The sequence below is a fragment of the Bradyrhizobium agreste genome (assembly GCF_016031625.1).
GTDB classification, from domain to species: Bacteria; Pseudomonadota; Alphaproteobacteria; order Rhizobiales; family Xanthobacteraceae; genus Bradyrhizobium; species Bradyrhizobium agreste.
In genome coordinates this window covers 203806-224624 of sequence record NZ_JACCHP010000007.1, presented here as the reverse complement: position 1 = coordinate 224624, position 20819 = coordinate 203806, and the positions used below count along the sequence as shown (strand labels likewise).

Below are 20819 nucleotides of genomic sequence, written 5' to 3'. Positions count from 1 at the left end.
GGTTTGGGGAGTACAACAACCATGAAACGGACGATTTTCGGTGTGGCCGCGGCTCTGGCTCTGGCGGCGTCGGCACCTTGCGCCCAGGCGCAATCCTTCATCAACGTGCTGACCGGTGGAACCTCGGGCGTCTACTATCCGCTCGGCGTCGCGATCGGAAAGATCTACGGCGACAAGATTCCGAACGTGAAAACGCAGGTGCAGGCCACCAAGGCGTCGGTCGAGAACCTGATCCTGCTGCAGCAGGGCCGTGGCGAGCTGGCGTTCACGCTGGGCGACTCGCTGAAGGCGGCCTGGGACGGCGATGAGGAGGAGGGCTTCAAGACCAAGCTGGACAAGCTCAGGACCATCGGCGCGATCTATCCGAACTACATCCAGATCGTCGCGACCGCTGAGTCCGGCATCAAGACGCTGGCCGATCTCAAGGGCAAGAGCCTGTCGGTCGGCGCGCCGAAGTCGGGCACCGAGCTGAACTCCCGCGCGATCCTGGCCGCTGCCGGCATGAGCTACAAGGATCTCGGCAAGGTCGAATATCTGCCGTTCGCCGAATCCGTCGATCTGATGAAGAACCGGCAGCTCAACGCCACGCTGCAATCGGCCGGGCTCGGCGTCGCCTCGCTGAAAGATCTCTCGACATCCAGCCCCATCACAGTGGTGTCGGTGCCGAAGGAGACGGTCGACAAGATCGGCCCGCCCTTCGTCGCGGCGACCATTCCGGCCAACACTTATACCGGCCAGGACAAGGACGTGCCGACTGCGGCCGTGATCAATTATCTGGTCACGAGCTCCGCCGTCTCGGACGATCTCGCCTATCAGATGACCAAGCTGGTCTATGAATCGCTGCCCGAGCTCGTCAATGCGCACGCGGCCGGCAAGGAGATCAAGCTCGAGACCGCCGCCAGCGGCAGCCCGGTCCCGCTGCACCCCGGCGCGATTCGCTATTACAAGGAAAAGGGGCTGATCAAGTAAGTCTCTCGATTGTCATTCCGGGGCGCCCGCAGGGCGAACCCGGAATCTCGAGATTCCGGGTTCGATGCTGCGCATCGCCCCGGAATGACGGAGAGAACGCAAATGCCCGGGTCAAGCCCGGGCATGACGATTTCAGGGCGCGGGGATATATCGATGTCGCAGGCAGAGGCCACCGAGGCCCCTATCAAGGTCGAGTTCGACAATTTCGAGCATGGTTTTCCGGAAGGTTTCGGCCCGGGCTGGTGGGGCGCGCTCGCCTACTGGATCGGCATCGCGTTCGCGACCTTCCAGCTCTATGTCGCCGCATTCAACTACTTGCCGAGCCAGGTGGTGCGCGGCGTCCATGTCGGCTTCCTGCTCCTGCTCACCTTCGGCCTGATCGCCAACTTCACCGCGAGGAGCAATTTCGGCCGTGCGCTGGGCTGGGTGATCGGCGCTGCCGGCTTCTTCTGCGGGCTCTACCAGTGGATCTTCTATGCCGACCTGATCGCGCGCGACGGCGATCCGACCAGGCTCGACCTCGCCGTCGGTACCCTGCTGGCGGTGCTGATCTTCGAGGGCACGCGGCGGCTGATGGGCGCGGCATTGCCGCTGATGTGCGGCGCGTGCCTGCTGTATTGGTTCTTCGGGCAGTATCTGCCGTCGCCGCTCAACCATCGCGGCTACGACTTCGACCAGATCGTCACGCATCTGTCGTTCGGCACCGAGGGCTTTTACGGCGTGCCGATCTACGTCTCGGCGACCTACATCTTCCTGTTCATCCTGTTCGGCTCGTTCCTGGAGCGCGCCGGCATGATCCAGCTGTTCACCGACGTCTCGCTCGGCCTGTTCGGCCGCACCCGCGGCGGACCTGCCAAGGTCGCAGTGTTCGCCTCGGGCATGATGGGCACCATCTCCGGCTCCGGCGTCGCCAACGTCGTCACCGTCGGCCAGTTCACGATTCCCTTGATGATCAAGTTCGGCTACCGCCGCGCCTTCGCCGCCGGCGTCGAGGCCACGGCCTCGATGGGCGGCCAGATCATGCCGCCGGTGATGGGCGCAGTCGCCTTCATCATGGCCGAGACGCTCGGCGTGCAATATTCGGAGATCGTGAAGGCGGCGGCTATCCCTGCGATCCTCTATTTCGCCTCCGCGTTCTGGATGGTGCATCTGGAAGCCGGCAAGCACGGCCTCGTCGGCATGAAGCGTTCCGAGATCCCGAGCGCCTGGAGGGCGCTGGTGACGCGCTGGTACCTCGTGCTGCCGCTCGCAGCTTTGGTCTACATGTTGTTCGAGGGCTTTACGCCGCTCTATGCCGGCAGCATGGGCCTTGCGCTGACGGTGACGCTGATCCTCGGCACCGCCATCACGACGGGCGCCTCCTCGAACGTGATCCGCACCATCTTCTGGGTCGGGCTCGCGCTCGTTGTCGCCGCGCTGTCGCGCGACGGCCTCCAGATCGTGCCGGTCGCCACCGTCGTGGTCGGCCTGATCGTGATCACGGCCTTCGTGCGCGGCGGCTTTGCGGCCTTGCGCGCCTGCCGCGACGCGCTGGCCGAGAGCGCGAAATCCGCCATCACCGTCGGCATGGCCTGCGCCATCGTCGGCGTCATCATCGGCATGATGTCGCAGACCGGCGTCGGCACCATCTTCGGCGGCTGGGTGATCGGTCTCGGCGAGAAGAGCCTGTTCCTGGCGCTGGTCATGACCATGCTGCTGTCGATCCTGCTCGGCACCGGCATCCCGACCATCCCGACCTACATCATCACCGCCGCGCTGGCGGCGCCCGCGCTGGCCAAGTTAGGGGTGCCCTTGATCGCGAGCCACATGTTCGCGTTCTATTACGGCATCATGGCCGATCTCTCGCCGCCGGTGGCGCTCGCCGCGCTCGCGGCCGCGCCGATTGCCAAGGAGAACCCGGACAAGATCGGCTGGGAGGCGATGCGCATCGCGCTCGCCGGCTACGTCATTCCCTTCATCTTCGTCTATTCGCCGGCCTTGATGCTGCAGGCCGGCGATCCCATGGCGGCCAAGCTCGGTTTCTACGGCGCCGTGGCGTTGGCGGGCTTGAAGGCGCTGGTGGCGATCGGTCTGTTCGGCATGGTCGCGATCGGCTTCCTGTTCACGCGGCTGACGCTGATCGAGCGCCTGGTCGCGCTCGGCGCCGCGTTCTGCCTGCTCGGCGAATTCCCGTTCAGCGACACCGCCGGCTTCGTGCTCGCCGCCGCGCTCGTGCTGTGGCAGTGGCGGCAGCGTCCGCCGGCGCCGGTCGAGGCGGTGTGAGTCTCTGTCTTGCGACAGCCGGCGGCGTGAAGGCGCTCGCCCTCACAGCCTTCACGCTTGCATGGACGCATTCGATCGCGAAGGTCGAATGGCAGGAAGACTGGCGCCTCACGCCCGCCGGCCTCGAATTGGTGCAGGCCCGCGTCAAGGGCACCGGCCCCGGCATGGAGCCGCCGGCCGAGGCGCGGCTGGTCGACGGCTGGTTTCGCTGGCCGCCGCAGCGTGCGCCGATGCCGGAATTGGTGCTCGGCAATTCCGGCGCGGCCGGGGAATGGCGACTCTGCCATGACGGGACGTGCCGGACATTGTCGGAGATTGTCGGACATCCCATCGGTGCTAACGTCACCAAGATGAGCGTCTGCGAAGAACAAGAGAAATAAGGGAGATCACGATGGATCGGCTCAAGGGCAAGGTTGCGATGGTGGTGGGGGCCGGCTCGATCGGACCCGGCTGGGGCAACGGCAAGGCGACCGCGGTAACCTTTGCGCGCGAGGGCGCGCAGGTGTTCTGCGTCGATCGCAATGGCGCCGCGGCCGAGGAGACCGCAGGGATCATCAGCAGCGAGGGCGGCAAGGCGATTGCATTTACGGCCGACGTGTCGCGCGCGAGCGAGATCGAGGCGATGGTCGCGGCGTGCCTGAAGTCCTATGGCCGCATCGACGTGCTCGATAACAATGTCGGTATCGCCGAGATGGGCAGCGTGGTCGAGGTGAGCGAAGAAAGCTGGGACCGTGTCTTCAGCGTCAACCTCAAGAGCGCCTATCTCGCCATGAAGCACGTGATCCCGATCATGGTGAAGCAGGGCGGCGGCTCGATCATCAACATCTCCTCGATCGCCTCGATCCGCCACATGGGGATCTCCTACGTTACCTACGGCACCTCGAAAGCGGCGATGAACCAGATGACGCGCACCACCGCGATCGAGTTCGCGCGCCATCATGTCCGGGTCAACACGATCCTGCCCGGCCTGATGAAGACGCCGATGGTCGAGCACTCCGCGGGCCTCGCCGCCAGCTATGCCAAGGGCGATGTCGAGGCGATGTGGCGCGCGCGCGACGCGCAGGTGCCGATGGGCCACATGGGCGATGCATGGGACGTCGCCAACGCGGCGCTGTTCCTGGCCTCGGACGAGTCGAAATACGTGACCGGCATCGAGCTCGTCGTCGACGGCGGGATCACGTGCAAGGCGGGGGCTTGATCACCTCCAGCTTGTTCCGCCATCACAGCAGGGCGTATTGCGCGCGTTCGCGCCTGGCCAGCAGCGGCAGCGCCTGTTCCGCGATGTAGCTCTTGAAATGCGCGCTCTCCTGGTGCGCCTCGAAGGCGGCTTCGTCGCGGAACAACTCGTAGAACAGGAACTGGGCCGGATTGTCCTTGGCGCGCGAGATCAGGAACAGCTTGACGCCTGGCTCGCGCTGCGCCTGCGGGAGGAAGCCGCGCAGGATTTCGGCAACGCGGTCGGCCTCTTCAGCCTTTGCTTCCCATTGCGCCACGACGAGAAGTCCGGCCTGCTGATTCATTGCCTGTTCGGTCATGATGGAGCTCCCTTGAGAATGCTCCATTCGATAGCGCAGCTCGGGGCGACAATGGTTCGATGAAGATCGTAGTGCGATTGTCGCCGAACCGCCCCGCCTTCCGTCACGGGTCGAATTGATTTCCTGCGCGAATTTCGCTACCGCCTTTTCCTGTGGATACGCTCAAGGTCAGAGACGCCAAAGACGTCGAAGAGGTGGTGCGCGCGGCGATCGCGAGCGAGCAGCCGCTCGAGATCATCGGCCATGGCTCCAAGCGCGGCATCGGCCACGCCATGGCGACCAACGCCGTGCTCGACGTCTCCGCACTCAATGCCGTCACCGCCTACGAGCCGAACGAGCTGATCATCACGCTCCAGGCCGGCGCGCCGCTGGCCGACGTGCTGGCGCTGATCGACGCCAAGAACCAGCAATTCGCCTTCGAGCCGATCAACACTGCTCCGCTGCTCGGCACGCCGGCAACGGGCACCATCGGCGGCATGATCGCTGCCGGGCTCGCCGGGCCGCGGCGGATTCGGGCCGGCGGGGCGCGCGACCACTTGCTCGGCGCACATGCCGTCTCGGGCTTCGGCGACAGCTTCAAGACCGGCGGCAAGGTGGTGAAGAACGTCACCGGCTACGACCTCTGCAAGCTGCTGGCGGGGTCCTGGGGCACGCTGTCGGTGATGACCGAGGTGACACTCAAGGTGATGCCCAAGCCCGAGGCGGAGCGGACGCTGTTGCTGCGCGGGCTCGACGATGCCACGGCCAACAAGGCCATGACCGCGGCGCTGGGCTCGCCGTTCGACGTCTCCGCCGCCGCGCATCTGCCGAAATCCGCGTTCAGGGCCGGGACCGAGGGGCTGGACGATCTTGTGGGCGAGAGCGAGGCGCTGACGGTGCTGCGGCTCGAGGGCATCACCGCGTCTGCCCTGCACCGCGCCGGCTCGCTGCGCGACTTGCTGGCGCCGTTTGGAACCGCGACGCTGATCGAGGACGTGGCATCCGCGGCACTGTGGACCGCGATCCGCGACGTGCTGCCGTTCGGGGCGAGCGGCGCGCTCGGCGCCTGGCCGGTCTGGCGGATCGTCTGCCCGCCGGCCTCGGGCGCGGCGCTGGGCACGCAGCTGGCGCGTGAGACGGGCGGCGATGTGATCTATGATTGGGGCGGCGGTCTGATCTGGGCGGCGCTGCCGCCGAAGCCGGACGCGCATGCCCCGGCCGTGCGTGCGCGCGCGAACGCGGTCGGCGGGCATGCCACGCTGATCCGGGCCGCCGAGGATGTCAGGCGCGAGGTCGATGTGTTCCATCCGCAGGCGCCGGGCATTGCCGCGCTGAGCGAGCGGGTGCGCGCCAGCTTCGATCCGAAGACCATTCTCAACCGGGGGCGGCTCACGCGGAGCGCTGGCTGATGAAGACCGAATTCTCACTCGCGCAGCTCGCCGACCCCGATATCGCGGAAGCCGACAAGATCCTGCGCGCCTGCGTCCATTGCGGCTTCTGCACCGCAACCTGCCCGACCTATGTGCTGCTCGGCGACGAGCTCGATAGCCCGCGCGGCCGCATCTATCTGATCAAGGAGATGCTGGAGAAGGACCAGGCGCCGACCGCCGAGGTGGTCAAGCATATCGACCGTTGCCTGTCGTGCCTTGCCTGCATGACGACCTGCCCCTCGGGCGTGAACTACATGCACCTGGTCGACCAGGCCCGGGTGCGGATCGAGCAACGCTATCGGCGGCCGCTGACCGAGCGGCTGTTGCGCCAGGTGCTGGCCTTCGTCCTGCCGGATCCGCAGCGCTTCCGCATCAGCATGTGGCTGGCGCGGCTCGCCCGTCCGCTGGGCGTCTTGCTGCCGACGCCCCGGCCTTCGGCGACGCCGGGCTTGATCCAGCGCATCAAGGCGATGCTGGCGCTGGCGCCGAACCGGCTGCCGCCCGCAGGGCCCACCGCCGGCAGCGTGTTCGCGGCGCTGGGCAAGAAGCGCGGACGTGTGGCGCTGCTCCAGGGCTGCGCCCAGCAGGTGCTCGCGCCGCGCATCAACCAGGCCGCCATCAGTCTCCTAACCCGCCACGGCATCGAGGTTGTCCTTGTCAGGGACGAGCAGTGCTGTGGCGCGCTGACCCATCACCTCGGCAACGACCAGGATGCGCTGGCGCGGGCTCGCGCCAACGTCGCGGCGTGGCGGAAGGAAATGGCCGGCGAGGGGCTCGATGCCATCCTGGTGACGACCTCCGGCTGCGGCACGGTGATCAAGGACTACGGCTATCTCCTGCGCGAGGACAGGGCGTTCGCGGCCGATGCGGCGAAGGTGTCGGCGCTCGCCAAGGACATCACCGAGTACGTCGCCGGCCTCGAACTTGCGACGGCGGCGCGAGCGGACGACATCGTCGTCGCCTATCACTCCGCGTGTTCGTTGCAGCATGGACAGAAAATCACAGGCCTTCCGAAAGAATTGCTTTCCAAGAATGGATTCGTGGTGAAAGATGTGCCCGAGAGCCATTTGTGTTGCGGTTCGGCGGGGACCTACAACATTCTCCAGCCCGAGCTTGCGGGTCGGTTGCGCGATCGCAAGGTCGCCAACATCGCGAGCGTCAAGCCGGACATGATTGCCGCGGGCAATATCGGCTGCATGGTGCAGATTGCCAGTGGCACGTCAGTTCCGGTCGTACACACGATTGAGCTTCTCGATTGGGCGACGGGCGGGGCGCGGCCGGCACTGAACGCGCAGGTTTGAGCTTTCAGGAGCCTGAACTGTCCTCCCGAGGTGACGACTGAAGACGCCCGATCAAGCATTGTTCGGCGGCAACAGGAGGACCACGATGGCGAAAGCGAAGAAGAAGAAAAGCAAGAAGGCCAAGAAGGCCGTAGCGGCGAAGAAGACCGCGAAGAAGACGACGAAGAAGAAGGCGGCCAAGAAGACCGCGAAGAAATCTGCCAAGAAGGCCGCCCCGAAGAAGGCTGCCAAGAAGACAGCAAAGAAGGCGGCGGCCAAGAAGGCGGCTCCGAAGAAGGCCGCGAAGAAGGCGGCACCGAAGAAGGCGAAGGCAGCGCCTGCTCCGAAGCCGTCGGCACCGGCGGAGGCTCCAGCGCCCGCCGAGACAAGCTGGGCGATGCCTTCGTCTTCTGCGGAAGCGTCGCCCGCCGAGGAGCAGGGGTAGGAAGGCGGCCTCTCATCGCCTTCGGACCGTTACCTCGGACTGTTACTTCAGACTGTAACAAGAAGGCCGCGGCACCCCGGTGCTGCGGCCTTTTTGCATCGCGGCAAGACGCCCTGGCGGCGCACGTGCTGGGCCCATCCTGATTCGCAAGCCAAGGTGTGACGCCGCCGGGCGATCCCGGGTTTACACGGGTCTGCTTTGCCCCCCGGAATGCAAATAATGTGATCGAGAAGCAACACAGGCTGACAACCTTTCGTGAATTCGTCAAAACGCCTAAAAAGTCGGCAGATGCCCGCGCTTTTTGCTTCACGGTTCCTATCCATCGATCCAAATTGCCGCAGTGACGCAATTTTGCAGGTACGCCGCATGCCCCGGGGGGCTTCCGGGGGCGACTGCCAAGTAAGAACGGGTAAATGGGGACCGAAATGAAAAAAGTGGCTTTGTTGGCAACGGCGCTGGCAATGGTGACGACGGGTTCGGCGTTCGCGGCAGATCTGCGCGTGAAGGCATTGAAAGCCCCGCCGCCCCCGGCCTTCGATCCCTGGGATATCGCCTTCGGCGGCGGCATCATGAGCGATTACATCTTCCGCGGTATCACCCAGTCGAACCACAAGCCGTCGGTCACGGCCTATTTCGAGCCGCGCTACAACGTCAACAAGGACCTCCAGCTCTACATCGGTACGTCCGCCTCGAGCATCTCCTTCCCGAACCGCGCTGCGGCGGAAGTCGACATCTACGGCGGTATCCGCCCGACCTTCGGCATGTTTGCCTTCGACTTCGGTGTCTGGGGCTACCTCTATCCGGGCGGACAATGCTTCGGGTCGCAGGGCACCCTGCTGCAGGGCAATTGCGGCAGCGACATCGACTACTCGCAGGGCGCGATCGGCCTTCCGATCAACGGCAACTTCGCCAAGAAGAACGCGAGCTTCTACGAAGGCTATGCCAAGCTGAACGTCACCATCAACGATCAGTGGACGGTCGGCTTCAACGAGTACTATTCGCCGAACTTCCTGAACCTCGGCGCCTGGGGCAACTACGCCTCGATCACCGCCAAGTGGACCGCGCCGAGCACGATCTTCGGTGCCAGCGGCGTCGGCATGTATGTGTCGGGTGAGTTCGGCCGTCAGTGGTTCGGCACTTCCGACATCTTCTACGGCATCGCGGGCGATCCAGTGTACGCGAACGGCATCAAGGAGCCGAGCTACAACACTTGGAACGTCGGCGTCGGCTTCACCTACAAGGTGTTCACGCTCGATCTGCGCTACTACGACACCGACCTGAACAAGGGCGACTGCAACGCCTTCACCAGCGATCACACCGCGAAGTTCACCGGCAGCTTCACCCCCATCAACCCGGGCGGCTTCGGCTCCAACTGGTGCAGCGCGGCCGGCGTCGCCAAGCTTTCCTTCGACCTGACGGCGATGACCAATCTGAAGTAAGCTTCTTCCCGAACGACTTCGCGAGGGCGGCAGGGCAACCTGCCGCCCTTTTGCTTTCTCCACGCGGTCATGGCCGGGCTTGACCCGGCCATCCACGTGTTAGCTCCGAGGCCAGAAAGACGTGGATGCCCGGGTCAAGCCCGGCATGACGAGTGTATGGAGTGACGACTCGAACTTGATGACCAGCGGCCACAGAGTGCGCCTCAGCGCGCGGCGCTCGGCTCAGCCGCAGCCCGCTCGCCCCCGACGACGTGGATCGCACCGTCCTTCACCAGCGCCACCTTGCGGCTGTGGAAGGCATCGAGCGTCGAGCGGTGGCCGATCGAGACGATGGTGGCTTGCGGCAGTCTCTCCGCCAGCAGCCGGTAGAGCCGGGCTTCCGACGGCTCGTCGAGCGAGGCGGTGGCTTCGTCCAGGAACAGATAGTCCGGCGCATGCAGCAGCGCGCGCGCAAGCCCGAGACGCTGCTGCTCGCCGAGCGAGAGCATCCGGTTCCAGTGGCCGTCCTCGTCCAGCCTCCCGGCGAGATCGGGCAGCCCGACCGCGGTCAGGGCGTTGCGGACCTGCGCGGCGTCGAACGCCCCCGGCGCTGCCGGATAGACCACGGCATCGCGCAACACGCCGACCGGGAAATAGGGCCGCTGCGGCAGCATCATCAACTTTGCCTTTTCCGGGACCATAACCGTGCCGGTGCCGAACGGCCAGATGCCGGCGATGGCCCGGAACAGCGTGGACTTGCCGGAGCCGGACGGTCCGGTCACCAGCACGCGCTCCGAGGCCTGAATGGTGAAGGCCTTGGCGGCCACCAGCGGCGCGCCGTTGGGCAGGTTCACGCAGAGCTGCTCGAGATCGATATGGCGGCCTTCGACCTCCAGCGCGATGGCAGGCTCATGTGCCGGCAAATTGACCGCCGAGGCGACCGACATCTCGAAGCCATCGAGTCGCGCAACGATCGAGCGCCATTCCGCCAGCGACCGGTAGGCCGTGACGAAGAACGACAGCGCACCTTGGACGCTGGAGAAGGCGGATGCGGTCTGCATCATGTCGCCGAGCTGGATCTTCTTGGCGAAGAAGGCCGGCGCGACCAGCACGTAGGGAAAGAGCACGGCGGCCTGCTGGTAGCTGGCGGTGAACGCGGTGAGCCGTTTGGTCCGGCTCATGATGCCGTACCAATTGGCGATGACGAAGCCGAAGCGGTCCAGCAGGCGGGCGCGTTCGGCGCCTTCACCCCTGAGCAGCGCGATCTGCTCGGAATTCTCGCGCACGCGGACGAGGTTGAAGCGGAAGTCGGCTTCATAGCGCTGCTGCTCGAAGTTGAGGTTGACCAGCGGCGAGCCGATCCAGTGCGTCAGCGCCGTGCCGAAGATCGCGTAGATCAGCGCGCCCCAGCACAGATAGCCGGGGATCATGAGGTCGGTGCCGAACAGGCGCAGCGGCGCGGCGTTGGAAAGGCCCCAAAGGATGATCACGAAGGAGAACAGCGTCACGATCGAGGACAGCAGGCCGAGCCCGATGGTCAGCGTCTGCTCGACGAAGTTCTTGACGTCCTCGGTGATGCGCTGGTCCGGGTTGTCGGCCGCATCGCCCTTGAGCTGCATGCGATAATGCGTCGAGCCCTGCAGCCACTCGCCGAGATAGTGTCGCGTCAGCCATTGCCGCCAGCGGATCTGGAGCCACTGGTTCAGGTACAGCTTGTAGACCGCCAGCGCGATATAGGTCGAGGCCAGCGCGACGAAGATCCAGATCTGTGTGACGAACGCGTCCCAGTCGCTGTTCTGGAGCGCGCTGTAGAACCGGTTCTGCCACTGGTTCACCAGCACGTCGATCGCCACCAGCGCCAGCTCCATCGCGACCACCGCGGCGAGCAGGCCGCGGCCGGCCCATTTGTCCTCGGATCGGAAATAGGGGGCGGCGATTCGCCAGACGATCGCGAGCGTGGCGCTGATGTTGTTCACGGAACGGGGTCTCCTCGGGGGATGTGCACAAATGCCCGGAGCCAACGACCTGAGGCAACAGCGGAAACGGGCGCACTTGGACTAAAGTCGCAAGGTCTGCAATTTGCGTTGGCTTGTCGCAGCTTGCAACCCTAGCATGGGGCTCGATGGCGGGGCGGGGTGCTCCGGGATTTCGCGACCTTGTGAGCGGCCAGGAACCGCCGCATTCGCTGCGAACTCCTCCGGCGGCGTGATGGGCAAGATGATCGACGCGCAGTCGATCGTGGTCGCCTCCACCGCCACCAATTGGTACGGCCATGAGGGCACGATCCTGCGCTTCGTGTTCTGGCACGCGATCGTGCTGGCGTGCCTCGTCGGCGTGCTCGTGACGTTGCATCTGGCCGTTCACGGCGCTGGTCCTGAAGTAGTGGGCTGCGCCGCGTCGACAAATCCCCGCGAGGTTCGTCCTCGCGGGTTTTTTGCACCTTCCGCGAACCTTCTCAACGGCACGGCTGTCCTATACAAGGTGCCGCAAATCAGGTCGGGTCGAGAGGTCTCATGGTTTCGCTTCTGCGCTTGCTGTGTGCGGCGGTTGCAATGTTGGCAATGGCCACTCTCGCGCGTGCCGAGGAGGGGTTTCCGTTCGGCACCGAGATGACGCTGGAAGCGTTGCCGCAAGCAGGCTCGAAGCGGATTCCCAACATCGAGATCGGCGACCATGGCGAGGTCGTGCTGGAGCTCTGGTGCAAGGGCGGCAAGGGCCAGTTCTCGGTCGCCGGCAACACCGTGATCTTCGTCCCCGCCCAGATCCAGGATCGCAATTGTCCGCCGGCGAGAGCGCAGGCCGACGACGAGCTCGTCGCCGCGCTCGGCAGCGTCGAAACCTGGAAGCGCCAGGGCGACGTGCTGACGCTGATCGGCCCGAAGCCGCTGCGCTTCAGGACGACGGGGAATTGAAAATCGCAAGCAGCGCTCTCGTGTCCCGGACGCGGTGCGGCACGAAGTGACGCTCCGCAGAGCCGGGACCCAGACTCTTTCTGCAATCGCGTGTGTGGCCTCTGGGCCCCGGCTCGCAGCGCTTCGCGCTACGTCCGGGGCACGTGAGCTCACTTCCACATCGACTTGTCGGCGTCCCAGCGCTGGCCCTTCAGCTCCTTTACGAGCGCCTCGATCGAGCCGTTGTCGTCGGGCAGATCGCTCTCTTCGTCCGCGCTCGCATCGTCGGACAGATTGAGCCTGGCGCCGCTGCCCTCGTCGGCCGTCGTCGTCGCGGGGCTGCCAATCCAGAGCATGAGCTTGTCGGTCGTGCCGGGCTTGTCGGGCGAGACCAGGCCCGTGACCTCGATCGTGTCGGTGAGCTCGAGCGCCGGATGATCCTGGTTCGGCCGCTTGAAGACCAGCTTCAGCTTGCCCGTGGCGGGGTTGAAGGTTTGCGAGACCGGCTTTGCCGCAAGCGTCCGGCTCAAGACGTTCGAGACGGCGGTCGCGAGCTTGGTGCGGTTGATCTTGTCGCCCTCGCGCCAGTCCGCCGCGGGGAAGCGGATAGTGCGATCCATCTCGGTCATGCCCGCGGTCCAGCCTGCGGCCGTGACGCCCGGCATCGCCTTGAATTTCGCCAGCAGCGCGCCGGCGCGCTCGGGATCGACCGACATGTTGATGGTCTGCTCGCCCGCGCGCAGTGCATCGCAGCCGACATTGAGGCTCGCCAGCGTCACCTCGACCTCCTGGCCCTTGAGGCTCTTCAGGAAGTCGGTCGCCGCATCCAGCTTGACCTTGACCGCGATCGCTTCCGGCGAGACGTCGGTGAAATCCTTCGGCTGCGGCGTGATGCCGTCGTCCGATGTCTGGCTGTCCAGGAATTCCTTTTCGCTGAGATCGGAATTGTCCGGCGAGGTGACCTCGGTCACCGCCTGGCCGATCGCGATCTGGCCGCGGAATTCGAACGTGTCGCCGGACTGCTTGCGCGTCAACTTGACGCTGACCGGCGACTTCTCACTGATGCTCTGCGTCGTTCCCGTCAGCGTCTGGCCCGCGACCTGGAGGTTGACGACGAAGCGGTCCTTGCGCTCGGAGTTCTTCGCGATGGGATAGCAGACGTCGAGCACCGCCGCGGTCACCGTCTTGCCCTGACGCGTTTCCTTCAGGATCACGTCGGCATTGCCGTCCATCAGCCCGTCGATCGAGGTGAAATAGCGCGTCTCGGGTCCGCCCGGCGCGGTGGCCTTCGGCGACAGCTTCATCTGGGCGGAGGCCTGCGGTGGAACGGCGAGCAGGGCCGCCAGAACGGCCGTCGAACAAACCAGAAGCGCACGCATCGATGACATCCTCGCGCAATCAGAATCGGCGCAACCGTAGTTGGTTTTGGCCGTGGATTGAATCGGAAAGCGGAGCCCATCGTCGGCAAAAAGAAGGCCGCCCGGAGGCGGCCTTCGCAACATCGGAATGGGTCGGAGGCTTAGAAGCCGCCCATGCCGCCGCCCGGGGGCATGGCGGGCGGAGCTTCCTTCTTCGGCAGCTCGGCGACCATGGCTTCGGTGGTCACCAAGAGGCCGGCCACGGAGGAGGCGTCCTGCAGCGCGGTGCGCACCACCTTGGCGGGATCGATGATGCCCTTCTCGACCATGTCGACATAGTCCTCGTTCTGGGCGTCGAAGCCGAAGGTCTCGGACTTGTTCTCCAGGATCTTGCCGACCACGATCGAGCCTTCCACGCCGGCGTTCTCGGAAATCTGGCGGACCGGGGCTTCCAGCGCCTTCAGCACGATGTTGATGCCGGCCTGGACGTCATCATTGGCGTTGGTGAGACGGCCGACCGCCTTCTTGGCGCGGAGCAGCGCGACGCCGCCGCCGGGGACGATGCCCTCCTGCACCGCGGCGCGGGTGGCGTTGAGCGCGTCCTCGACGCGGTCCTTCTTCTCCTTGACCTCGATCTCGGTGGCGCCTCCGACGCGGATCACCGCGACGCCGCCGGCGAGCTTGGCGAGGCGCTCCTGCAGCTTCTCGCGGTCGTAGTCCGAGGTGGTCTCCTCGATCTGCGCCTTGATCTGGCCGACCCGGGCCTCGATGTCGGGCTTCTTGCCGGCGCCGTTGACGATCGTGGTGTTCTCCTTGTCGATCACCACCTTCTTGGCGCGGCCGAGCATCTTCACCGTGACGTTCTCGAGCTTGATGCCGAGCTCCTCGGAGATCAGCTGGCCGCCGGTCAGGATCGCGATGTCCTCCAGCATGGCCTTGCGGCGGTCACCGAAGCCCGGCGCCTTGACGGCCGCGACCTTGAGGCCGCCGCGCAGGCGGTTGACGACCAGGGTGGCCAGCGCCTCGCCCTCGACGTCCTCGGCGATGATGACGAGCGGCTTGCCCGACTGCACCACGGCCTCCAGCACCGGCAGCATGGCCTGCAGGCCCGAGAGCTTCTTCTCGTGCAGGAGGATGTAGGCGTCCTCGAGCTCGGCGGTCATCTTCTCGGCATTGGTGACGAAGTAGGGGCTGAGATAGCCGCGGTCGAACTTCATGCCCTCGACGATGTCGACCTCGGTCTCGAGCGACTTGTTCTCCTCGACGGTGATGACGCCCTCGTTGCCGACCTTCTGCATCGCCTGGGCGATCATCTTGCCGATGGCGGCATCGCCGTTGGCGGAGATGGTGCCGACCTGGGCGACCTCGGAGGAGGCGGCGACCGGCTTGGCGCGCTTCTCGATGTCCTTGATGACGGCGGCAACCGCGGTGTCGATGCCGCGCTTGAGGTCCATCGGGTTCATGCCGGCGGCGACCGCCTTGGCGCCTTCGCGCACGATGGCCTGGGCGAGCACGGTCGCGGTGGTGGTGCCGTCGCCGGCGAGGTCGTTGGTCTTGGAGGCGACCTCACGCACCATCTGGGCGCCCATGTTCTCGAACTTGTCCTCGAGCTCGATCTCCTTGGCGACCGTGACGCCGTCCTTGGTGATGCGGGGGGCGCCGAAGCTCTTCTCGATGACGACGTTGCGGCCCTTGGGGCCGAGCGTCACCTTGACGGCGTTGGCGAGAACGTCGACGCCGCGCAGCATGCGTTCGCGCGCGTCTCCGGAAAACTTGACGTCTTTGGCAGCCATGGTCTGCAATTCCTCGTGTTACGTGATGTGTCTGTGTTGTGCCGTGCGGCGCTCTCTTCGTCATTGCCGGGCTTGACCCGCCTGCGCGGCCGTAGCCGCTTCGGCGTGGCGTAGGCCCGGCAATCCATCATCTTGTGAGGAGGGATGGATGCCCGGGTCATCTAGCGCGAAGACGCGCTTCGCGCTTCTGCCCGGGCATGACTGCGGCACATTCAGCGGCCGTTCAGGCGGATGGTCTTAGGCCAGCACGCCCATGATGTCCGACTCCTTCATGATCAGGAGCTCTTCGTTGTCGATCTTGACCTCGGTGCCCGACCACTTGCCGAACAGCACGCGGTCGCCGACCTTGAGGTCGATCGGGATCAGCTTGCCGGTCTCGTCGCGGCCGCCGGGGCCGACGGCCACGATTTCGCCCTGGGACGGCTTTTCCTTGGCCGTGTCCGGAATGATGATACCGCCCTTGGTCTTTTCCTCGGCGTCGATACGTTTGACCACGACACGGTCATGCAGCGGACGAAATTTGGATTTAGCCATGACGTTTCCCTTTGGAGGCTCGCTTCGGAAGTAGTGGGGTCGGTGGGGCGGCGCTTCCGTCCACCCTCTCGTCGAGGGTCGAACGGCGCGCTTAGCAATCGGGCTTTCCGAGTGCTAATAGTGGGTCCGGAAATATGGCTTGGCCGCGATCCTGTCAAGCAAAGGTGGTTAAGCGGTTGTTGAGGCGGATATAGGATGGTGGCATTGGAAACTGGCTCGGGGCGTCGGCTTAGAGAACGACGTCATTGCTCGGGCAGCGGTTTTGCGCTTGGCTGCGGGAGGGGTGCGGCCATGGTCTTGTTCGGGGGAATGCCATGATCAGTTCGGCTCACGCGCGCACGGTTGCCAATCTGGCGGCCGCCTCTTGTCTGGCGCTGCTGCTGGGCGCCTGCGGCGGCGGCATGAGCCTGCCGTCCTTCTCGTCCTCGCCGCCGCCGGAGGCCGAACCGGGCGTCGCGCCCGAAATGCCGGCCAGCATCCGCGCCGACGAGATCGTCGGCCGCTGGGGCCTCGCCTCGTTCCAGAACCCGGCCGACCGCGCCCGCACGGAGAAGATGGCGCGCGAGCAATGCAAGAACCCCTACGTGATCACCGCCGGTTCCTCCGGCGGCGTGATCATGCATCTCGCCGACCAGGCGACGCCGCAGGAGCTGCGGCTGAAGGGCTCGCCGAGCGGCAAGAACTACATCGGACCGGCCGGCCCGACCCCCGGCGAGCAGGACCGCGAGATCGTCTCCTTCGACGGTCGCGTCATGATCACCCGCTTCATCGACAAGGACGCCGCCACCCGCTACGGCAATATGGTCTACGTCCGCTGCGCGCCGAGGGCGTAAAAAAGCCCTGCATCAGCAGGGCCTTGGGATGGTGGGCGCACCAGGGCTCGAACTGGGATCCGCTGATTAAGAGTCTGATCGTCTACGTGCAACTACAAGTACTTAGCTGTAAAAGACCGTCTCAACGAGCCTATGTAGATCTGTAGGTTAGGTTACGATCGGAATATAAATCGCACGTCGGCGTTTTTGCTAACCCGCGACGCTTACGTCCCGAACGCAGTGAACATTTTCTAAAGTATTGATTTTTCTCGACGCAAAGGGTGTTTCTGCCCCGTTTTGTTCGCGGTTGTTTCACCCAATTCGTTGCGATTTCGTTGCGGGCGTTCTGACTGCCGGCGAGCTTCGGCAATGAAGCTCGCCGGCCTTAGTTTAGAAGAAGGGTGGTGCGCCATCGTCGGAAGTCGCGGTGTCTTTGGACGCTGCGTTGATGTCCGCCGATCAGCCTGAAGCGCGACGTGCTCGACCTATAGGCGGCCGAGCTGCGGCATCTCATTGGCAAGCCCGCGCTGAAGCATGCCGAACCGATAATGCAGATGGCCGCCTGACTGATTCCGCTCAGCGCGTGCCCTCGCGATCGGAAACGCACCCCCTCTGGGTCACGCAAATCCCAGCAATCCACCGGCGCGCGTATCAGACGAATGTCCGATGCGCACGCACTGCATCTGTGGGACGAATCTTGAGCGGGAGCAGCTCGCGCGATGTCTGCCACCAGCTTTGGGATCAGTTCGAGAATGGCTGCAAGGCGTTCAAGCCGGGAGAATAGCTCATGATCCGGAGCGTTTGCGCGCTCGGCCTGCTAACGCTCGGCTGCACGGCGCCATCAACGGCAGAAGCACAGGACGCGCGCCCGCGGCCACAATGTGCGCACACGCCCCAATGCTCGCCAGGCAGCGCAGCGGCTTGCATGACACACGGCGCGTGCCTCATCAACAATCAACTCCAGCGACACGGTGGCTGCATACAATATTCATGCATCAAGGAGCCTTGGAAAACCCGAGAAGAAGAACGTGCGCGCAGCGAAATCACCAGGCCATCTACGCCCTGGACGGGACCCATACCTAGCGGTGGAGCGGGCACGGTCGCAACGAAGCCGATCAAGAAGCTCGGCAAGCGACGCGTCGGCGACAACATCGATTACGGCGGAGCAGCCACGTGCGGACCAGGCCGGACCGGCACACCACCGAACTGCTCTACCCTCATCAAATAGAAATCACGGCGATGGCACTGCGATCAGCGGACAACAACACTGGAACTCGCCATGAACTCAACGCGCAATGTGCTCAGCATCGGGAGATAGATCCAATGGCGTCTCAAGTACAATCTCGTCGACGAGGAATAGGCGCCATATTGCTTCCGGCTATTCTGTACTTTTGGGTGCCAGCGACGGCTCCCGCTCAAACTTCCAATTTTATAACCCGAGATGTCGCGCAGAGGACGATGAAGCCCTACTGTCGAGTTTCGCCGGATTATCGCTGCGCGGCCGACGACCCGACGGCAAAGAGGGGCATGCCGTGCGTTTGTATCATCTCCGGCCTCAGGCACCGTGGACGGGTCCTCAGCGAGTCGTCGTTGATCCGCGATCAGCCCGCGCCTGGCGCAGGACCCAGCACGCCTAGCGGCGGGGTGGGTACGGTCGCAACGAAACCGTGTAGCGGCGGGAATGATGGGTGTGGTGGCCCCTACGGCCCCACGCCGAGCGGCGGAGCGGGCACAACGAAGCCGATCAAGAAGCTCGGCAAGCGGCGCATCGACGACAACATCGATTATGGCGGAGCGGCCACGTGCGGACCGGGCCGGACAGGCACACCGCCGAACTGCTCCACACTCATCAGATAGAACGATCGGGACCAAATGGGAATTTCAATGATAAGGCATCGATGCGCGCTGTCGCACGCAAGAGAGATCATCACGTTTTCGCGTTACTGCGTCGCTCTTGCCGTTATTGTTCATTGCATGCTCACGGCGCCAGACGTTCAGGCGAGAGACCTCCAGATTCAGGGCGGACCCGGCGGCGGACATTTCCGATCGCAATGCTCCAATGGCTATATTGTCGGCGTGTACCTGAAGACTGGCGGCTGGGTCGACTCGATCGGCCTGAAATGTGCAAGCTTCAATGCGGCACAACGCAGATTCGATCAGCCGCCATGGAACATGCCCTATCACGGCGGGCCAGGCGGCTCGCCAAAAGAGGGTATCTGCCCGGGCGGCGATCGGTATGCCAGCAGCATCATGTTCGGCTACACGCATAAGGACGACAGGCCGGTCTTTGTCGATTTCGTCGAGCTTACCTGCACGCCGCTGGCGGGCGGCGCGCCCAACAAGATCTGCCTTGATTCAGGTAGCGCCTGCACGAGCGTCCGAGTGGGCGGTCACTATTCGGGAAAGCTCCTGCATTCCTTCGTGCAGACCTGCTCCGAAAACGAGGCCGCAACCGGCATTCATGGCCGGTCCGGCGCCTACCTGGATGCGCTTGGCCTTATCTGCGGGCCGAAGCCGCCAATCCTCCCGACGCAAGCGTCCAATGCGCCATCCGGCAAGCCCCTCAAAGCGCTCGGCAAGAAAACAAGCAAAGCGACCGCCAAGGACGACGTCGATATTCACGAAGGTCCCGGTGGCCAATTCAAAATCATCGGCATGATGAGACAAGGAACGACAGCCAGTGTTCTGGGCCGACACCCGGACGGCTGGCTCAATCTGAAGCTCGACGTGGCCAGCGGCTCAGGCTGGGTCGCCGCAGACCACCTTACAACAGATTAGTTTCGCGACGGTGATAGCAGCGGATCGGACACGCGGGAGATATCGATTCCGTGGAGTTCAGTTGGAGTGTGGAATTAGACTTGGCATCGGGAGCAGCGCTATGATGACCACGATCGCGAAGGCAAAAACAAAAATCGGGGAATTCCTCCCGACGATATCCCCCTACGCGCTATGCACCACGCGGCGCTTCCGTCGGAAACCGGCGCACCGGGTCGCCGCTGCTGCACTTTCCATCGTCGCGGGCTTTGTGACCCTGAACACCGTTGCTGCGAAAGAGTTTGCGCCGATTGGAGGAGGCGGAGATTTCTCATTCCGTGATCTTTGTCCGGCCGGACAATACCTGGTCGGTTTGCGCGTGCGGTCCGGTCTTTGGGTGGACCAGATGTCCATCACATGCGCCCCAGTGAAACCTGATGGCTCGACCGGCGCACAATTTCATGGTCCCGCGCGCGGCGGAAATGGCGGCGGGCCATCGGAGAAAGATTGCGGAGCCAATGCCATCATTGATGGCGTGGGCCTCCAAATGACGGACCGGAACAGGCAAGTGCGTGAGTTCGTGCTCTATTGCCGCTCGACGACGGGTGGCGCGCGACACAGCCTGTCGCTCGGGAATGGCGCCGGTACGTTTCCGTCCATTAATCAGACGTGTCCCAATGGCGAAGCGGCCATTGGCATCCAGGGGCGCGGCGGCAAAGACGTAAATGCCGTCGGGCTGATTTGCGGTTCGAGTCCGAACGTGGTGGCGAACACGCCATCGCCACCGCCCTCGCCTTCGCAAAACACCGGGACGAGCCTGGGCGAGAAGATCGCTGCTTATGCGGAGTCGCAGCTGGACAAATGTGTCGATGCACAAGGCCGGGTTCGATCATCGGCGTGTCCGACATTGCCACCTGGCCAGGTTGGCGACGGTGAGTGCACGCATTTCGTACAGGCGGCGCTGAAGGCTGCTGGCGCGAATCCTCCCGTTTTCAATCCGCGCCCTTATGACTGGGGTCGAGAGATATCTCTCGCCGAAGCTCAACGGGGAGACATCGTTCAGCTCGAAGCCGCGCATTTCACCCAGCCAGGGGGCGGCGGAAACTGGGGAACCGGAACCGGGCCTGAAGACAAGCACAGCGCGATCATCGTCGCGAGGAACGGCAATACGATCACATTGATCGAGCAGAACACGAACAACCTGAGAGCCGTCAAACGGCACACCTATGACTTCTCCTGGCCGCACACAGGCCGCGTTATCGTGTATCGCGCGGAATCGAACTCAAGATTGCCGAGCCGGCGCTGGCAAGAGCGTTATCGCCCTGGCTACTACGGGCAACGTGCATCGGGCGGATAAGC

Annotated in this window: 17 protein-coding genes and 1 pseudogene; 13 read left to right on the top strand and 5 right to left on the bottom strand. The window is 64.3% G+C overall.

Annotation, left to right across the window (positions count from 1 at the left end; all coding sequences use genetic code 11):
* Positions 1 to 21 precede the first annotated feature (21 nt).
* The 4 genes from HZZ13_RS12630 (at position 22) to HZZ13_RS12615 (ending at position 4429) form a co-directional block, all read left to right on the top strand.
* A complete protein-coding gene (locus tag HZZ13_RS12630; RefSeq protein WP_197959914.1) occupies positions 22 to 969 on the top strand; it encodes a TAXI family TRAP transporter solute-binding subunit in 948 nt (315 codons plus the stop codon).
* A gap of 153 nt (positions 970 to 1122) precedes the next feature.
* Entirely contained in the window at positions 1123 to 3231 is a 2109-nt protein-coding gene (locus HZZ13_RS12625; RefSeq protein WP_197959913.1) for a TRAP transporter permease, read from the top strand.
* Positions 3228 to 3611: a DUF1850 domain-containing protein gene (locus tag HZZ13_RS12620; RefSeq protein WP_311972631.1), complete on the top strand. Its 384-nt coding sequence runs from the start codon at positions 3228 to 3230 to the stop codon at positions 3609 to 3611. The genes HZZ13_RS12625 and HZZ13_RS12620 overlap by 4 nt, the downstream gene beginning before the upstream one ends.
* Positions 3612 to 3622: 11 nt before the next feature.
* Positions 3623 to 4429, top strand: a complete 807-nt coding sequence (locus HZZ13_RS12615) for an SDR family NAD(P)-dependent oxidoreductase (protein WP_197959911.1) — start codon at positions 3623 to 3625, stop codon at positions 4427 to 4429.
* Positions 4430 to 4451: 22 nt separating this feature from the next.
* Here the strand turns inward: HZZ13_RS12615 and HZZ13_RS12610 are convergent, their stop codons facing one another.
* Positions 4452 to 4766, bottom strand: a complete 315-nt coding sequence (locus HZZ13_RS12610) for a putative quinol monooxygenase (protein ID WP_197959910.1) — start codon at positions 4764 to 4766, stop codon at positions 4452 to 4454.
* Positions 4767 to 4918: 152 nt separating this feature from the next.
* Between HZZ13_RS12610 and HZZ13_RS12605 the strand changes: the two genes are divergently transcribed.
* From HZZ13_RS12605 to HZZ13_RS12590, 4 genes are all read left to right on the top strand, one after another.
* Complete coding sequence (locus tag HZZ13_RS12605) at positions 4919 to 6154, top strand: FAD-binding protein (RefSeq protein ID WP_197959909.1); 1236 nt, start codon at positions 4919 to 4921, stop codon at positions 6152 to 6154.
* A complete protein-coding gene (gene glcF / locus HZZ13_RS12600) occupies positions 6154 to 7476 on the top strand; it encodes a glycolate oxidase subunit GlcF (RefSeq protein ID WP_197959908.1) in 1323 nt (440 codons plus the stop codon). The genes HZZ13_RS12605 and glcF overlap by 1 nt, the downstream gene beginning before the upstream one ends.
* An 85-nt stretch (positions 7477 to 7561) precedes the next feature.
* Complete coding sequence (locus HZZ13_RS12595) at positions 7562 to 7900, top strand: histone (RefSeq protein WP_197959907.1); 339 nt, start codon at positions 7562 to 7564, stop codon at positions 7898 to 7900.
* A gap of 425 nt (positions 7901 to 8325) precedes the next feature.
* Positions 8326 to 9339, top strand: a complete 1014-nt coding sequence (locus HZZ13_RS12590) for a TorF family putative porin (protein ID WP_197959906.1) — start codon at positions 8326 to 8328, stop codon at positions 9337 to 9339.
* A 203-nt stretch (positions 9340 to 9542) separates the two neighbouring features.
* Here the strand turns inward: HZZ13_RS12590 and HZZ13_RS12585 are convergent, their stop codons facing one another.
* On the bottom strand, positions 9543 to 11294 hold the full coding sequence (locus tag HZZ13_RS12585; RefSeq protein ID WP_197959905.1) for an ABC transporter ATP-binding protein/permease: 1752 nt from the start codon (positions 11292 to 11294) through the stop codon (positions 9543 to 9545).
* Positions 11295 to 11502: 208 nt separating this feature from the next.
* Between HZZ13_RS12585 and HZZ13_RS12580 the strand changes: the two are divergent.
* A pseudogene (locus HZZ13_RS12580) lies at positions 11503 to 11701 on the top strand (L-lactate permease); the annotation flags it as partial.
* Positions 11702 to 11879: 178 nt separating this feature from the next.
* Positions 11880 to 12230, top strand: coding sequence for an META domain-containing protein (locus tag HZZ13_RS12575; RefSeq protein WP_376707034.1), 351 nt, complete (start codon positions 11880 to 11882; stop codon positions 12228 to 12230).
* Between the two features lie 149 nt (positions 12231 to 12379).
* On the opposite strand, the gene HZZ13_RS12570 is transcribed toward HZZ13_RS12575, so the two are convergent.
* From HZZ13_RS12570 to HZZ13_RS12560, 3 genes are all read right to left on the bottom strand, one after another.
* Entirely contained in the window at positions 12380 to 13588 is a 1209-nt protein-coding gene (locus HZZ13_RS12570; protein ID WP_197959903.1) for a hypothetical protein, read from the bottom strand.
* Between the two features lie 140 nt (positions 13589 to 13728).
* Positions 13729 to 15360, bottom strand: coding sequence for a chaperonin GroEL (gene groL / locus HZZ13_RS12565; protein WP_197959902.1), 1632 nt, complete (start codon positions 15358 to 15360; stop codon positions 13729 to 13731).
* A gap of 237 nt (positions 15361 to 15597) precedes the next feature.
* Positions 15598 to 15894 (bottom strand): co-chaperone GroES, encoded by a 297-nt coding sequence (locus HZZ13_RS12560; protein ID WP_008544107.1) that lies wholly within the window; start codon positions 15892 to 15894, stop codon positions 15598 to 15600.
* Between the two features lie 314 nt (positions 15895 to 16208).
* Here HZZ13_RS12560 and HZZ13_RS12555 point away from each other — a divergent pair, with 314 nt between their 5' ends.
* The 3 genes from HZZ13_RS12555 to HZZ13_RS12545 all read left to right on the top strand — a co-directional run bounded on the left by HZZ13_RS12555 (position 16209) and on the right by HZZ13_RS12545 (position 20817).
* Positions 16209 to 16727, top strand: a complete 519-nt coding sequence (locus tag HZZ13_RS12555; RefSeq protein WP_197959901.1) for a hypothetical protein — start codon at positions 16209 to 16211, stop codon at positions 16725 to 16727.
* A gap of 1851 nt (positions 16728 to 18578) precedes the next feature.
* On the top strand, positions 18579 to 19484 hold the full coding sequence (locus HZZ13_RS12550; RefSeq protein WP_197959900.1) for an SH3 domain-containing protein: 906 nt from the start codon (positions 18579 to 18581) through the stop codon (positions 19482 to 19484).
* 100 nt (positions 19485 to 19584) lie between these two features.
* The gene (locus HZZ13_RS12545; RefSeq protein WP_197959899.1) at positions 19585 to 20817 is read left to right on the top strand and encodes a hypothetical protein; all 1233 of its coding nucleotides are present in this window, start codon (positions 19585 to 19587) and stop codon (positions 20815 to 20817) included.
* Positions 20818 to 20819 lie beyond the last annotated feature (2 nt).